Below are 16,010 nucleotides of genomic sequence, written 5' to 3'. Positions count from 1 at the left end.
GATTAACTACTATCTATATAATAACATGATCTGGAATAAACCAAAGGAGTGCATGACCCTCGAAGAAAAACGGAATCTTCAGGGCGAACGCTTAAGAAAGCTGGTGGAAAGGGTTTATCATAGTACACCTTTCTATCGTCAGAAAATGCAGGAAATGAACATAACGCCTGCCGACATACAAACGGTTGACGATATTGTTAAACTGCCGTTTACCACTAAACAAGATTTACGCGACAACTATCCGTATGGTTTGTTTGCCGTACCAATGTCGCAAATAGTACGGTTGCATGCCTCGTCCGGAACAACAGGATCGCCTACGGTTGTGGGATATACCCGCCGCGATTTATCGATATGGGCGGAAATGACAGCACGTTGCCTTAGTGCTTATGGTGCCGACCAAAATGATATATTTTCGGTAGCATACGGATATGGTTTATTCACAGGCGGTTTAGGACTGCATTATGGTGTGGAGCACCTTGGCGCAACGGTAATACCTATGTCGAGTGGCAATACAGCAAAACAAATAAAGCTTATGCACGATTTTGGGGCAACTGCCTTAGGTTGCACTCCATCGTATGCTTTGTATTTGGCCGAAGCAATGGCAAAGACCGATATTCCCCGCGAGGATTTTAAATTGCGCATAGGTATTTTAGGTGCTGAACCGTGGACCGAAAACATGCGTAAGGAGATTGAAGCGAAAATGGGAATAGATGCCTATAATATATACGGGCTTAGCGAAGTTATGGGGCCCGGTGTGTCGCACGAATGCCAATATAAGGATGGTTCGCATATTATTGACGACCATTTTCTCCCCGAAATAGTTTCGCCCGATACTTTAGAACAGCTTCCTTACGGAGAGCAAGGCGAGTTGGTGTTTACTACACTTACTAAAGAAGGATTGCCCTTGTTGCGTTACCGCACAAAAGATTTGTGTACACTGACCGACGAAGTGTGTAAATGCGGACGCACCAGCGTACGTATGGGGCGTATTGTGGGACGTAGCGATGATATGCTTATTATACGAGGGGTAAATGTATTTCCTTCGCAGATAGAGAGTGTTATTCTCGAAATGGAAGAATTTGAACCGCATTATATGTTAGTAGTCGATCGTGCGAACAATCTTGATACTTTAGAGGTTCAGGTAGAAGTAAGGGACGGTTTCTATTCGGACGAAGTGATGAAAATGGTTGACCTGAAAAAGAAAATAGCGCATCGCCTGCAAAGTGTTTTGGGCATAAGTGCCGATATAAAACTAGTTGAGCCTTACACCATAAAGCGCAGCGAAGGTAAAGCGCAACGAGTAATAGACAAACGAGTGTTTAACTAATAACCGGAATATCATGAAAATAAAACAACTATCGGTTTTCATCGAAAACAAAACAGGACGTATTAATGAGGTTACCCGGATATTAGGTGTTAACAATATAAATATGACGGCCTTCAGCCTTGCTGAAAATTCGGATTTTGGGATACTTCGTCTTATAGTTTCGGATGTTGACAAAGCTGTGAAAGTGTTGAAAGAAGCTCACTTTGGTATAAATATTACCGAGGTGGTTTGTTTCAGTTGCCCAAATGTTCCGGGTTCGCTTTCGGCTGTTTTAGGTCACTTGGCAAAAGAAGATGTATTTATCGAATACATGTATGCATTTTCGCAAGGCGATACTGCTAATGTAGTTATACGCCCTACCGATATTGATAAATGTCTGGAGATTCTTAAAACTTGTCATTGTAATATAATAGACAGGGATAGCCTTTCGCAATAGTGTAAAATAAGGATTGATAAAAATATAAAGGAGATTGTGTCGGGGCGAATAAAGACACAATCTCCTTTTTTTTCAAGGGTTTTATCTATAAGTAAAAAACTAATATTTAAAACCACTAGAATTATGGCTAAGTATACCCCCGAAACAGTAGAAAAAATCTGCATACTTATTTCCGAAGATTACCTGTCGATTGCTAACGTGTGCGATGCAGCAGAAATAAGCCGCGAAACGTTTTACGAATGGAAGAAAAACAAACCCGAATTTGCTCAGGCTGTTGAAGAAGCAATCGAAGAGCGTCAGGAACGCTTGTACCGACTTGCACGAAATGCCATGCGCCGAAAAATGGAAGGCTATACCCAGAAAATAGTGAAAAAGAAATACGTTCCTTCGGCACTCGACCCCGAAGAAATGGAACTGAAAGAAATAATTGTAACCGAAAAACACTGCGAACCAAAAGCGTCGGACATTGCCCATATACTGAAAATGGAGCGTGAAGAACGTCGCGAAAAAGCCGAGAAAGAAGAAAAAGAGAACTCGCCAAGCCGTCGGCCCATCATTGTAGAAGTTGTAGACAAAGAAACCAAATGGGAGATGGAACAATTACCCCGCCGCCTTAACGACCCCAACTACGTATATCAACCTATGCCCGACGATTACGAAGGGTAGTTTTATTGCTTAAAAAACGTTCGTTTAAATTTACTAATTAACTGCCGCGCATCTTCTCGATGCTTGCCTTCGTTCATTTTGAGTCGCCTCCGCTCCTCGAACGTTGTTTGCCATGATGCAAAACGAACCAAAAAATCAAGACTGCGCCTGCTGTGCGACCCGCCATTTAGCTTGTTCACTGAACAAAAAATAACTCGCACAAAAGATTGTGCAGACTTTTAAGTCNCTTTTTGTTCCGGGCGTTCACTTCGCTAAGCGGGTACCCCGCACATACGGCGAGGTCGGTCCTTTTTGCGATGCATTGTCTGAGAGCGGCCTTAGCTTCGACGGACAAGGCATGCAGGCGGCAAAGGCGTTAAAAATTAAAAGCTGTTTGAGCAGCTTTAGCTGCGAGTTATTTTTAATTTAGCCTTTACGGCTGCAATGCTGTCCCAAAGAAGGTATAGCTGCAAAATGCCTTTTTGATTCCTTTTGCGGCATAGGGCAAAAGGAATGCAAGTGATCTTCGATCACGCGCAGTAGCGGCAGTAAATAAGTATAATTTAAAAGAATAATTACATTTTAAAGAATATTCCTTTTCTGGCCTTGCATTGAAGAATGTTTGGCTTATGATGGTTTGCATAAAAAGGTAAGGGCACACAATCATACACCTGAAACTGATAAAATAACGGGTAAAAAATCTTTCGTGCCTCATTTATCTTCATATTGTATCCGATTTTGCATATAAATATTCCCAACCTTAGTAGAACAGAGATGAAATCTCCACACCGGGGAGATATAGAGGGGCTAATCTGTCAGAAGTGTCAGGTTTTTCAATAATATAAACTTTAGGGCTGTGTGGCAACGGACAAATTCTATTTGTATAGAGTTTTAGATGAAAGGCAAAAATAAAAATTGATATTTTTCAACATATATTTATGGAATCGGTAATTCAATCTTCTCTATTAAGAAGAAAATCTTAAAACAAGAAGTTATGAATACGAAAATTGTAATCTTATCAGTTGCCATTTTAAGCACAGGCTTACTAGGTTGTGACACTACGAAAAAAAAATCGGGATCGGTAGAACAAGTTGTAAGTACGTCAGATTTTCAGATTGTTGATGAAAATCGTTTTATTGCCCCCGAGATAGCTAAAGACAAACAGCTGGAAGCTGCTCCTACAATTGATATTGCAGAGCTGCAAGACCATAAAATGATGGTTTCTGACGATTGCATTTCGAACGAGGTTTTTACCTGTGTCGAAAGTATGCCGGCTCAGCAGGAGTACTATAATAATGAGGAGTATGCATCGTTTGTCGAAAATAAGTTTATATCGCCTGCAAACGAGCCTCTTTCAACGTTTTCTATCGATGTAGACAATGCTGCATATACAAACTTCAGACGATTTGTGAATCGTGGCTCGAAACCTCCAAAAGATGCGGTGAGGATAGAGGAGTTTATTAATTACTTTTCGTATACCTATAATCAGCCTACCGAAAAAGACCCTGTGAAAATTACTGCCGAAGTGGGCGATTGTCCTTGGGCGAAAGATCATCGGTTGGTAAGGGTCGGAATAAAAGCAAAGGAAATAGATAAGGACAAACTTCCTCCCAGTAATTTTGTATTTCTTATCGATGTATCGGGTTCGATGGAAGGCCCCGACCGTTTGGGGCTGGTGAAATCGTCAATGAATCTGTTAGTAAATAACCTTAGGAGCGAGGACAAGGTTGCGATAGTTGTATATTCGGGCAATGCAGGTTTGGTACTGCCTTCTACATCGGGTAGCGAAAAAGAAAAGATTCGTAAGGCTTTAGACCGTTTGAGTGCGGGCGGATCGACGGCCGGAGGCGCAGGCATACAATTAGCCTATAAAATAGCACAGGAAAACTTTAAAAAAGAGGGTAATAACCGTATAGTATTGTGTACCGATGGAGACTTTAATGTGGGAGTATCTAGCAACCAGGGGTTAGAGCAGCTTATAGAAGAAAAGCGTAAATCGGGCGTATTTTTATCGATATTGGGCTATGGTATGGGCAATTATAAAGACCGCAAAATGCAGACCCTTGCCGAAAAAGGAAATGGGAACGCTTATTATATCGACAATCTGCAAGAAGCGAATAAAGTTTTAGTTACCGAGTTTAGCGGTACATTATACACTATAGCTAAAGATGTTAAATTACAACTGGAGTTTAATCCTGCAAAAGTTCAGGCATATCGCCTTGTCGGTTACGAAAGTCGTTTACTGAATAAGGAAGACTTTAACGACGATACTAAAGATGCCGGAGAAATGGGAGCGGGGCACACTGTAACTGCTTTTTACGAAGTAATACCTGTAGGTGTAAAATCGAATGTATTGGGAAGTGTTGATGATTTGAAGTATCAGAAACTAGCGAAAACTGACAAGCCTTCTTTTGTAGATTCGCCGGAGTTACTGACTGTAAAACTACGTTATAAACAACCCGATGGTAACAGAAGCGTGAAAATTGAAGAGCCTCTTATCGATAGGGGAGGGAACCCTGTTTCTGCCGATATGCGTTTTGCTTCGGCTGTGGCAATGTTTGGTCAATTATTGAAAGATTCGCAATATAAAGGAAGCGCCGATTACCAGCAGGTAATAAAACTGGCAAAGTCGGCATACGGAGAAGATACCGACGGTTACCGCCGCGAATTTGTAAGATTGGTTGAAACAGTGAAGAACATGAATTAATCCTTTCTTTCTAAACAAAACTCTACTAAACTCAAAAGGCTGCAAAGATAAATGCGGCCTTTTATCTATACTATGAATAAGCTGTGCGGGTTATAAAGTCAGTACCAAAATGGCAAATAATAGAACGAAGAGGTAAAATGGAACATATTTACTTGTCGTATTTTTTTAGCTTTGTTTTGTCGGTTTCGTTTTATTGTGGCAATATCTAAAAGCTATATATTTATATATTCAATACCTTATGTCTAAGTAAAAACAAATTGTAGTGTTTATGAGAAAAAATTTTAATCGTTTCTTTGTTTTGTTTTATAGTTGGAACCTCTGCAGCTGTTTGGGCTGCGGAAAAATATTCCATTTCTTCTCCGAATAAGAAAATGAAACTGCAAATAACAACGGCGGCAAATGGAAACCTGATTTATAAGCTGGAAGCAAATAAGAAAGTGCTGATAGAAAATTCATCATTGGGTTTCGATGTGGGAGGAGGCGCTGTTATTCCTTCTTCTCAATGGACAGTAAAAGACAAATCATATAACAAGATAAGATCGGAGTGGAAGCCTGTATGGGGAAAACGTGCTATTGTTCCCGATTGTTTTAATGAATTAGTTCTTGATCTGGAAGGAAATATTGATGCTCCACTTCACGAGTTTCAAATAATTGTCAGGGCTTACGATGATTGTGTTGCGTTCAGATATGTTGTGCCTTTTGGCAGCGATCAGGAAGTTGTGGTTAACTCAGAGCTGACCACGTTTAATTTTACAGGAGATTATGTTGCTTGGTTTTATAATAAAGAGAATCACAATATAGGCCCCGAAAAGTTATCGGATAGCAAGGGAGAACGAATGCCTGTGATGACTATAAAAGCTACTGATGATTGTTATCTGGCTATTCATGAAGCTGATTTATTAGACGGTCAGCCTTTTTTGTTAAGCTCAAAGAAGAGGTCGAAAGAATTTTCAGTTGTGTCTAAACCTCGTAAATTGTATTCTGGATATAAATCGGCGTGGCGAACAATATTATATGGTAAAACACCGGGTGCATTAGTAGATTCGCATACGCTGGAACTATTAAATCCTGATCCTGCTCCAAACTCAGATTTTTCGTGGGTGAAGCCGGGAGTTGCCGTTTGGGACTGGCGAATGAATGGAGCTATAGTTGGCGATTTTACTTATTCTATGTCGTATCCGTCATGGGTAAGAATGGTTGATTTTGCTTCCGAACAAGGTTTTCCTCATTTGGTTCTTGATGCAGACTGGTACGGGCCGGAGCATCAGGCAGATTCTAATCCTGTAACAGGAGATAAAGCGAATGACGTACGTAAAATAATACAGTATGCGCGCGAGAGAGGAGTTGGAGTTTGGCTTTATTTGAATGATGTTGGAGGGCGAAAATATCCGATTGAGGAAACATTGAAACAGTATGGAGAGTGGGGCGCATCGGGCGTGAAGTACGGATTTATGAGAGGCTCTTTAGAAGAAAAGAATATCTGGACACAAAAGATAACCGCACTTTGTGCAGAAAATAAGTTGTTGGTTAATTTCCATGACAATCCGGTTCATTCATACGGGCAGATGCGGACTTGGCCTAATGCTGTAACAAGAGAGTATTGTCAGGCGCAACTCGACGGACATAAAGTGTTTAAGCCAAAGACGTTTGTTACATCGGTTTTTGTGAATATGATAGCTGGTCCTATTGATATGAATAATGGAATGTTCGATCTTCGTCAAGGAAAGACCACTCGTGTAGACGAAAATAAGCCTGTTCCGTCAACATTGGTATCGGAGGCTGCCCGTACATTAATTGTTTTTTCGGGGGCTACTGTAATACCCGATATTCCTGAGTTTTACAGAAAGTATCCTCCTTTGCTCGAGTTTCTTGCAGCGCAAAAAATGCCTTGGGTAGAGAGTAAGACTTTAGCCGGCGAGATAGGTGAATATATTGTAATGATGCGTCAAACAAAAGATGCTATTTTGGTAGCTGCTGCAACTAACGAATCGAGTCGAAATATAGATCTTCCTCTTTCTTTTTTAGGAAAAGGGACGTATGATGTTCAAATAATACAAGATGGAGTTGGTGCGCATTATCTGACAAACAGAGAAACTTTACGGATTGATAATCGAGAAGTAACTTCGAATGATAAGCTTCGTTTAGAGTTGGCTTCGGGCGGTGGAGCTTGTTTATTATTCAGGTTTTTAGAGTAACAAATTTTGAATATAAAAAGAGGCTGCATTTCTGTGTGAAGTGCAGCCTCTTTAGTCTTCCTAAAAGGATATTTAACTTACTTTTTATTATCGCCTTTTGTACTGGCTCCGGGACGAGCGATAGAATCTCTCATATCGGTATCAGCCTGAATGTTTTGCATGCGGTAATAGTCCATAACACCCAGATTTCCGCTACGGAACGCTTCGGCTAATGCTCTGGGAACTTCGGCTTCGGCTTCGATTACTTTTGCACGGGCTTCCTGAGCCTTTGCTTTCATCTCTTGTTCTTCGGCGATAGCCATTGCACGACGCTCTTCGGCTCTTGCCTGTGCAATGTTTTTGTCGGCTTGTGCTTGGTCTATTTGCAATACGGCCCCGATGTTTTTACCTATATCGATATCGGCTATATCGATTGATAGGATTTCGAAAGCTGTTCCGGCATCTAATCCTTTACGTAGCACTAGTTTAGAAATAGAATCGGGGTTTTCGAGCACCGATTTGTGACTCTCCGACGAACCGATTGACGAAACGATTCCTTCTCCTACACGGGCAAGGATTGTTTCTTCTCCGGCTCCCCCAACCAATTGTTTGATGTTGGCACGCACGGTTACACGGGCTTTAGCGATAAGCTGTATACCATCTTTTGCAACAGCAGCAACAGGAGGTGTGTCTATAACTTTAGGGTTAACAGACATCTGTACGGCGTTGAATACGTCACGTCCGGCAAGGTCGATAGCAGTTGCCATTTGGAACGATAGGTCGATGTTTGCTTTTGAGGCCGAAACCAAAGCATGAACAACTTTCTCCACATGTCCGCCTGCCAAATAGTGAGCCTCCAGCTCGTCGCGGGTAATTGATTTCAGTCCGGCTTTATGTGCCTCAATCATGGCATAAACAATTGTGCGGGGAGGAACACGACGTATCCTCATAAGGAACAACTGAATGAGCGAGATGCGCACACCTGCCGATATTGCGTTAATCCAAAGGAAAAACGGCACGTAATAGAAGAATACCAATAAGGTAACAACTATTACACCTACAATCAGAATTAAAAAAAAGTCCATAAATTAAAAGGTTTATTGTATGTATAAAATAAGAATTTACTCTTCTGTTAACTCAACCCAAACATTGTACGTGTCTACTTTTACAACCCGTACTTTCTGTCCTTCGTCTATATATTCGCCGTTAGCCGATTTGGCTTCGACTACAAGTCCGTTTATTTCGGCTTTCCCTATGGGGTTCAGGCGCGAAATACATTCGCCAACATCGCCTATCGCTATTTTCGTTAGTTCCGATTGATCTACTTTTGCGTCTATATCGGTTTCCAGTGCTATTTTATTCATCGCTTTAGATTTTACCAGATAAATAAACGTAGCAGCACAAGCAACAACCGTAACTGCAATTGTTATAAATCCTGCTGTATCGCCAATGTACATAAATGCATACACAATGGCTCCAATCAGCGAAATAAATCCGGCAACACCGGCGACGGTAATTCCGGGCAGCAAAAATATTTCGGCCATCAAAAGTGCTACGCCTAAAAATATTAAGAAGATGATAATAGCTATTTCCATATTTTTTTGAAGGGGTTTTATCTATTCAATGACTGTACTTCCTTGTTACGGGTTTTTACTTCGAGTTCTTTTATTTGTTTTCCTAATTGCATTTGTTTTTGTTCTGCATTCAGAATTTCGTTTGCTTTTGCTGTTGATTTTCCCGCACTGTACGCGTCTCTTAATTGTTCGAGTTGCGAATCGGTATTGCTTAATTCTCTTTTGAGCCCCACTAACTGCAAAAACATATTTTTTGCTTCCTGATTTTTGAAATCGCTATACAGGTAATAGGTGTATTGGTCGTTTATAACAAATTCAAAGTCTTTTGCTTTTTCTTGTTGCGATCTTATTTCTTTTAGTGCAAGTTCGCGTTCTTTCGAGTAATCTGCACCGGGTTTCCACGAGTCTTTTATCGACGATATTATAGCTCTCCCTACCAGATAGTTTTCGTTGTCGCTGTCAACCAACGCTACTTGTTCGTTAGGGATAAATGTATAAATACAAACTTTGCCCTGAGGCTGAAACCTGTCGGTAGCAAACCAGCCAATTCCTTTGTATTCGTCAACCACCATCATGTAGTCGTTAAAGTACGAGTTGAAAGGCATGGTCAAACGTTCGGGGGTAAGGTAGGTATCGTTATTCATATTATAACGGGTAACATAAATGTCATATCCGCCCAGTCCGTCCTTATCTTCTGCTGCAAAATAGATGGTAACGCCATCGGTCATCATAAACGGATAATTGAGGTTGCCTGATAATCCGAAGTTATTGGGCGATAGTTTCTTTTCGTTACCGAATCCTTCCAGAAGCTTATCTTGCGAATACAGGCTGTAACCGCTACTGTCGGGGCGGGCATAGTACATTTTTGTTGCTTTCTCGTTTGTATATACTGTACCCAATGCTGTTTCGTTTCCGGGGAAAACGTCGTTGAAATAACTGATTGTTCCCGAAGTAGGGCTTATTTTATATGCAGCAAGAAAAATATCTTTGTCTACTATAAGGCTGTCTATTATCTGAATATCTTCGGTGCGTAGTGCTACGTTTTTTATTGCTTCCATGGTTTCCCGTTCTTTGTTGAGGATAGCCATAGCCTGTTTATCGCGCTTTTTCAGCTTTGCATATTTCTCGAACAGATCATTTGCTGCATCAAACCTGTATGTGCGTGCATAAATTCTACCCAGATAGAGGTACGATTCGGGTATCGACTTTGTAGCGGCAAATGTTATACACTGCTCGGCTTTGTTTAAGTCCGAATTTGTTTCGTACAAGCAAACTCCATACCATTGGTTTATAGCAGCATCGGTGGGCTGTTCGTTATAAGCTTTTTCGAATGCGGGTAATGCTTTTTTGAATTTTCCAATTTTGTATAGTTCGCGTGCTTCTTCCAAAGATTGCCCTGTTGCATATACACACAAAGCAAGCAGGAAACAAAAAACAACACATCTTTTCATATGTAAATCTTTTCTGGTATCCAAAGATAAGAAAAAATTGAAAAGAAGTGCTGTTTCTCTTATATTATAGTGTGTTCTTGAGGTAATACCTCTTATAGCAGGCTTTGTTTATCAGGTGTATTCTGTCCCGAATTTCATTTTTGCATCGGTAACAAAATGCTTGATCCGTTGTTCGTCTTCTTTCTTACAGATAAGCAACACATTGTCCGACTCGGCAACGATGTATCCATCTAAGCCTTGTGCCACAACTAGTTTTCCCGAAGGCAGTGCAACAATGTTTTCCGCGCTGTCGAAAAACAAGGCGTTACATGCTAAAGCTACATTTGCATTTTCGTCTTTGTCCGATATTTCGTGCAATGATCCCCATGTTCCCAAATCAGACCATCCAAAGTCGGCAGCCATAACGCATACGTTAGATGCTTTTTCCATCACGCCGTAATCTATCGAGATGTTTGGGCATGAGGGAAACCGTTCTGCGATGAATGCTTTTTCAGCCTCAGTGGCAAATTTGTCGGCATCGGCATCAAACAGGTTTGTTATCTCGGGAAGGAAATCGTGAAAAGCTTTCATTATCACTTTTATATTCCATATAAACAAGCCCGAGTTCCAAAGAAACTCTCCGCTTTCGTAAAATACTTTTGCCAGTTCTATATTGGGCTTTTCGGTAAAAACTTTCACTTTCGATATTCCGTCAATGGCTTCTTCGCTCACTTGAATATATCCGTAACCTGTTTCGGGTCTGCTGGGTTTTATTCCTAATGTGAGTAGCATATCGTTTTTCGAAACAAACTCAAAAGCCTTTTGTACGACGGCCAAAAACTCATCTTCTTTCAGAATAAGATGATCGGATGGTGCAACAATAATGTTGGCATTCGGATTGATAGCGTTTATGTGATACGACGCGAATGCAATGCAAGGTGCTGTATTCCGTCGCATAGGTTCGAATAGGATTTGCGATGTGCTGAGTTCGGGCAGATCTTCTTTTATAAGATCGGCATAAGCTTCATTAGTTACAATAAAGATGTTTTCGGTAGGTAGTATTTTACTGAATCTGTCGAAAGTCATACGCAACAGTGATCGTCCTGTACCGAAGAAGTCGAGAAATTGTTTTGGTTTCGATTCCCGGCTGAAAGGCCAAAAACGACTGCCTATGCCACCTCCCATTATAACACAATAGTTATTTTTATTATCCATCATCCCAATTTTATTTAGTCGAATTTATCTATATTAAGGAAACATTATTTATATTGTTTCGCAGAACAAAAATAAGATAATTACTTGATATTATCAATTGTCTGGCATTGTTGTATTCTTAATAGAAATGAAATACCACGAAATACTGTACTTTTTACAAAAAAAAGTCTTTGAATGTTTGATTTAAAAAAATATTGCTTACTTTTGCACCTGCTAAGCCCAGATGGCGGAATTGGTAGACGCGCTGGTCTCAAACACCAGTGGGGTAACTCCCGTGCCGGTTCGATCCCGGCTCTGGGTACTTTTTAAAAAGCTAATTATCAAATTAAAAGATAGTTAGCTTTTTTGTTTTCATGAATTGCACCACATTTGCACCACACACCTCTCAGATATAAAGCTTCTATCATTCCATCTCATTATTATCATCATCTGCCACTCCAATGTCATTGATATATAATACCAAATCACTCTTAATCTTTTTTAATTCATAAGTGGTAGCACATTCAGGACATTTAAATTCATGCTCATCATGGCAAATTATACTCTTACAATGAGGACAAATAAAATGGATACTACCACACTCATTACATCTGCCCCAACTAGTATTAGTTGCTGTGTTAATCTCTCTTGTATATTCTTCTTCTTGAAATAAATTTAATTGGTGCTTAAAAGCTTCTTCTGATAAATATTTTACAGTCATTTCTTCTTTTGAATATCCAAATGGAGTATTATCTTCATACCCATAACATTCAGACGACTTACACTCAAAATAATCAATATCAAAAAGTTCGTCATTAGTTTCAGTCCAAAAACGAATTTCTTCCTCTAATTCTTCTTGTAGCTCTTTTGATAATTTAAGTATTCTCCATAATTCATGATAATTGCCATAACTTAGATGAGATTCCAGATTGTTTCTAATATCATCATGAAAGATTCTAAAATCATCAGGACTACAATACTCTTCATGATTATTTGATACAAAATAAAAGTCATCAAAAACTGTTATCTCCATATCTTTTAAATAATCATCAAAGCTGTAAAGAATCAAAGCATCATTAATATTATTTTTCGAATTATGAAAAGGAGCTTTCTTGTGGATGCCTAAATCAACAACTTTAATCTTATGTTCATCTTTTATGTCTAAATATTTGCAGTCTAGCATAAAATTTTCAACATTTCTTACATGGTCTTCGTTTTCTTTAATTAATGTGTCTATTTTTTCAGAAAATTCTTTTTTGACAATATTCAATGCTTCTGTTGAACCAATTATATTTTCCAAAGCAACTAATTCAGCCTTTTCTTTCAGTTTTTTCTTTAATTTTTGGATATAATCTATCTGAGCATCTTGATTTCGACCCCATTCTGTGAGAATAATATCATTCATGTATATAGAAATTGCCCCTGTTCTATTTGCTGTCTTTAATCTATCAAACAATTTTAAATGCCCTTGGCCTTTATAATCTCCTATATAATTGTTTGCAATGTAGAGCCAAATATTTGTGTCTAATATCAAATGAACCATAATATTATTTTAATATTAACTTGAAATTAAATCATGACGATTTAATATAAGTTAGAGTTGAGTTTTATATTTTTCAATTATAATTTTTGAAAGGAGAAATGATAAGTCACTAAAGGTCTTTTCCCTATTCTTTTTTTTCAACATACACTCCCACACTGTAATAACATTCCAACCTTGGTTTACTAAAGTTTGTTTTACCCTTTTATCTCGTTCTACATTTCTTTTTATTTTGTGCTCCCAATATTCTGTATTTGTTTTTGGAAGTTTAAAAGTGTTACAATCTTCATGAGCATGCCAAAAGCATCCATTTACAAATATAATAGTCTTATATCTCCTAAAAACAATATCAGGAGAACCAAGTACACCCTTTACATTTATACGATAACGATACCCTTGGCTAAAAAGATACTTTCTTAGCAGTATTTCAGGCTTTGTATTTTTTCCTTTTACTAAATGGTTTATGTTACTAACTTTTTTACCCATTAATAATGACAATATCCTTCAAAGTTAAAAATATTCACTTACTTTGTTAAATGATTCTTTTAATATTATGATTATGACAGAAGCAGAAAAACAGGAAATCTTAACTAGGGCAAAAACATTTTTTATTGATAATATTGTGGCCAATCATAATAATGGGTTAGAAAAAGCAAGTCACTTATCTTCATATAACCCTAATCCCTTTCTGGCATCTTACTTAGCTCAGTTTATTGGTGGGGATAATTCGTCAACCTCCATAGCAAAAGCATTGATTTATCCAAGAGTATTAGGTACTAGTATTAATACTATATTTGGTAATCAAGTTCAAAGGATGATGTCAACTATTTTTGCTGGTTTTGCTTCTACAACAGCAGGGATTGATATAGAATTTATTGATAGTACTGATAATAGACGAAAATATTGTCAATTAAAATCAGGCCCAAATACAATCAATAGGGATGATGTCACAACAATTAAGAATCATTTCAGGGGAGTAAGGAATTTGGCTAGAACAAATCACTTGAATATCAATATAGATGATATGATAGTTGGAGTACTTTATGGGGATGATGATTCATTGTCAGGCCACTACAAGGATATTAGTAAAGAATATCCTGTTTACGTTGGGCAAGATTTTTGGACAAGATTAACAGGGGATGAAGATTTCTATAATGAGTTAATAGATGTATTTGCAGAAGCAGCAGAAGAAATAGATTCTCGTGAAGCTTTAGAAAATGCTATTAATAATCTAGCTAGTGAGATAGACGATAGTGATATTTTCTAATTAAGAATTTTGCTTGTAATAGTCATCAAGAAATTTCACTATTGATTTCCCAATAGCCTTTGCTAAATTGACAGGGACAGCATTTCCTATTTGCTTGTATTGTTCCTGTACAGAACCAGCAAACTTCCAATCATCTGGAAAGGTTTGTATTCTTGCATATTCCCTTACAGTAAATGGCCTTGTTTCATCAGGATGACAACGTTCTGTTTGATTTTGTGATGGGTTACAGGTAAGAGTTAAGCTAGGCTCTTCCCATGATATCCTTCGAGCCATACCAGTTTTCCCTCCACCAAGATAGTAAGATTTCTTCATGTATTCTTTCTTGATTTCCTCTGTTGGAAAATCTTTCCAGTATCCTCCTGGAGGAATTAATGAAAGGTATTTCTCTTTTCTTTCAGAATACTTGACACCTTCACTCAATGGAACATCAGAATCATATAACCTACCCTTTTTTAAAGCATCTTTTAGAACAAAAACCTTTTTAGAGGGTTTTGGAAAATCAAAATTGAGATTAATATCTTTTCTTATTCCAACTATAATAAGACGTTCCCTTTTTTGAGGAACTGAAAAGTTTATTGCTTTAAGGACTTCTGGAGGTAGTACTTTATATCCAATTTCCTCTAATACAGAAATCATACCTTCGATTGTCCTGCCTTTGTCATGATTTAATAAGCCTCGAACATTTTCACCTACACATAGTAAAGGTTGGGTTTCTTTCACAACACGAGCAAATTCATAAAATAAAGTTCCTCTTGCATCACTAAGGCCTAATCTTTTCCCTACATAGGAAAAAGCTTGACATGGAAACCCTCCTGTTACCACATCAACCTTATTTAGATATTTTGAGAAATCTATTTTTTCAATATTGCCCTCTATTACATTCCATTTGGGACGATTAGTACGAAGTGTTTCACATGCTTCATGATTGTTTTCATTTAAAGCAATATGCTCCAAACCAACTTCTTCTAGGCCAAGGGCTAATCCTCCAGCACCAGCAAAAAGTTCTATTGATGTATATCTTTTTTTACTCATATTTGGCTTACAAAGATAGTATTAAAAACTCAATAAATCATAAGCTTCCATCAGTTCCTCAGAACGTAAACCAAGATACTTTCTTGTAGTCCTTATATCACTATGGTTGAATAATTCTGATAATTTTACTAAAGCTAGTTCAGCATTAGAGCCAGCATTATTATAAACTTGTCTGCCAAAGGTCTTTCTCATGGAATGTGTTGAGAAGTTTTTAATTTTGAGATTGTAATTAACTTTTATCTCTTTGAAAACAACATTTATTCTCTGAACTGAATAAACAGAACCTTTTTGACTTGTAAATACATAATCATTAGTTAATTTAGGCTTTATCTCTTTATAGCAAGCTAAGATATGTTTTTTCAACTGTTCATTAATTTTGATGGTGCGCTGTTTTTTAGTCTTCTTTTCAATAAGAGATAAGATTTCAGTATTTAGTATATCCTCCCATTTCAAATTCAACAAATCACTAATGCGAATGCCAAAGAAAGAACCCAAAGCAATCAATAAGCTAAATTTATAGTTTTGGTCTTGGAATAGTTTTGATATTAAAAGAATGTTACTATCCCATTCTAAATAATCAGCAGTTGTATTTTGAAATTTTAGGCTCATAATAATGTATAATATAATTGAAAAGTAGTCCACTAAAATAATTGAAAAGTATACCACCAGTTAGGTAAAATGTGT

14 protein-coding genes and 1 tRNA gene are annotated in these 16,010 nt (G+C 38.1%); 7 read left to right on the top strand and 8 right to left on the bottom strand.

From position 1 onward, the window contains the following. Positions 1 to 25 precede the first annotated feature (25 nt). The 5 genes from D0T53_RS13015 to D0T53_RS12995 all read left to right on the top strand — a co-directional run bounded on the left by D0T53_RS13015 (position 26) and on the right by D0T53_RS12995 (position 7,310). Positions 26 to 1,327 carry a phenylacetate--CoA ligase family protein gene (locus tag D0T53_RS13015; protein WP_163268603.1) on the top strand — a complete coding sequence of 434 codons (1,302 nt, stop codon included), beginning with the start codon at positions 26 to 28 and terminating at the stop codon, positions 1,325 to 1,327. A 13-nt stretch (positions 1,328 to 1,340) separates the two neighbouring features. Then, positions 1,341 to 1,763, top strand: coding sequence for an amino acid-binding protein (locus tag D0T53_RS13010; RefSeq protein ID WP_163268601.1), 423 nt, complete (start codon positions 1,341 to 1,343; stop codon positions 1,761 to 1,763). 123 nt (positions 1,764 to 1,886) lie between these two features. Continuing rightward, positions 1,887 to 2,429, top strand: coding sequence for a phBC6A51 family helix-turn-helix protein (locus tag D0T53_RS13005; protein ID WP_163268599.1), 543 nt, complete (start codon positions 1,887 to 1,889; stop codon positions 2,427 to 2,429). A 973-nt stretch (positions 2,430 to 3,402) separates the two neighbouring features. Further along, positions 3,403 to 5,115 carry a VWA domain-containing protein gene (locus tag D0T53_RS13000; protein WP_163268597.1) on the top strand — a complete coding sequence of 571 codons (1,713 nt, stop codon included), beginning with the start codon at positions 3,403 to 3,405 and terminating at the stop codon, positions 5,113 to 5,115. A 293-nt stretch (positions 5,116 to 5,408) separates the two neighbouring features. Further along, the gene (locus D0T53_RS12995) at positions 5,409 to 7,310 is read left to right on the top strand and encodes a glycoside hydrolase family 97 protein (RefSeq protein ID WP_255489449.1); all 1,902 of its coding nucleotides are present in this window, start codon (positions 5,409 to 5,411) and stop codon (positions 7,308 to 7,310) included. Positions 7,311 to 7,387: 77 nt separating this feature from the next. Here D0T53_RS12995 and floA read toward each other — a convergent pair whose 3' ends face one another. The 4 genes from floA to D0T53_RS12975 form a co-directional block, all read right to left on the bottom strand. Further along, positions 7,388 to 8,374 (bottom strand): flotillin-like protein FloA, encoded by a 987-nt coding sequence (floA, locus tag D0T53_RS12990; protein ID WP_163268593.1) that lies wholly within the window; start codon positions 8,372 to 8,374, stop codon positions 7,388 to 7,390. A gap of 36 nt (positions 8,375 to 8,410) precedes the next feature. Then, entirely contained in the window at positions 8,411 to 8,884 is a 474-nt protein-coding gene (locus D0T53_RS12985) for an NfeD family protein (RefSeq protein ID WP_163268591.1), read from the bottom strand. A gap of 17 nt (positions 8,885 to 8,901) precedes the next feature. Beyond that, complete coding sequence (locus D0T53_RS12980; RefSeq protein WP_163268589.1) at positions 8,902 to 10,314, bottom strand: tetratricopeptide repeat protein; 1,413 nt, start codon at positions 10,312 to 10,314, stop codon at positions 8,902 to 8,904. A 111-nt stretch (positions 10,315 to 10,425) separates the two neighbouring features. Next, positions 10,426 to 11,508: a mannose-1-phosphate guanylyltransferase gene (locus tag D0T53_RS12975; protein WP_163268625.1), complete on the bottom strand. Its 1,083-nt coding sequence runs from the start codon at positions 11,506 to 11,508 to the stop codon at positions 10,426 to 10,428. Between the two features lie 217 nt (positions 11,509 to 11,725). Between D0T53_RS12975 and D0T53_RS12970 the strand changes: the two genes are divergently transcribed. Beyond that, a tRNA-Leu gene (locus D0T53_RS12970) sits at positions 11,726 to 11,809 on the top strand. 102 nt (positions 11,810 to 11,911) lie between these two features. Here the strand turns inward: D0T53_RS12970 and D0T53_RS12965 are convergent. Continuing rightward, positions 11,912 to 13,030 (bottom strand): PIN domain-containing protein, encoded by a 1,119-nt coding sequence (locus D0T53_RS12965; protein WP_163268587.1) that lies wholly within the window; start codon positions 13,028 to 13,030, stop codon positions 11,912 to 11,914. 51 nt (positions 13,031 to 13,081) lie between these two features. Then, positions 13,082 to 13,513, bottom strand: coding sequence for a very short patch repair endonuclease (locus tag D0T53_RS12960; protein ID WP_163268585.1), 432 nt, complete (start codon positions 13,511 to 13,513; stop codon positions 13,082 to 13,084). Between the two features lie 73 nt (positions 13,514 to 13,586). Between D0T53_RS12960 and D0T53_RS12955 the strand changes: the two genes are divergently transcribed. Then, positions 13,587 to 14,294: a PmeII family type II restriction endonuclease gene (locus D0T53_RS12955; RefSeq protein ID WP_163268583.1), complete on the top strand. Its 708-nt coding sequence runs from the start codon at positions 13,587 to 13,589 to the stop codon at positions 14,292 to 14,294. Here D0T53_RS12955 and D0T53_RS12950 read toward each other — a convergent pair whose 3' ends face one another. Together D0T53_RS12950 and D0T53_RS12945 are read right to left on the bottom strand one after the other, a co-directional pair. Next, the gene (locus D0T53_RS12950; RefSeq protein ID WP_163268581.1) at positions 14,295 to 15,326 is read right to left on the bottom strand and encodes a DNA cytosine methyltransferase; all 1,032 of its coding nucleotides are present in this window, start codon (positions 15,324 to 15,326) and stop codon (positions 14,295 to 14,297) included. Between the two features lie 21 nt (positions 15,327 to 15,347). Beyond that, positions 15,348 to 15,935 carry a tyrosine-type recombinase/integrase gene (locus D0T53_RS12945; protein ID WP_163268579.1) on the bottom strand — a complete coding sequence of 196 codons (588 nt, stop codon included), beginning with the start codon at positions 15,933 to 15,935 and terminating at the stop codon, positions 15,348 to 15,350. Positions 15,936 to 16,010 lie beyond the last annotated feature (75 nt).

Source organism: Dysgonomonas sp. 216, from assembly GCF_010501065.1.
Taxonomy (GTDB): domain Bacteria; phylum Bacteroidota; class Bacteroidia; order Bacteroidales; family Dysgonomonadaceae; genus QVMM01.
The sequence above is the reverse complement of the archived record's forward strand: the minus strand, read 5'-3'. Positions and strand labels throughout refer to the sequence as shown.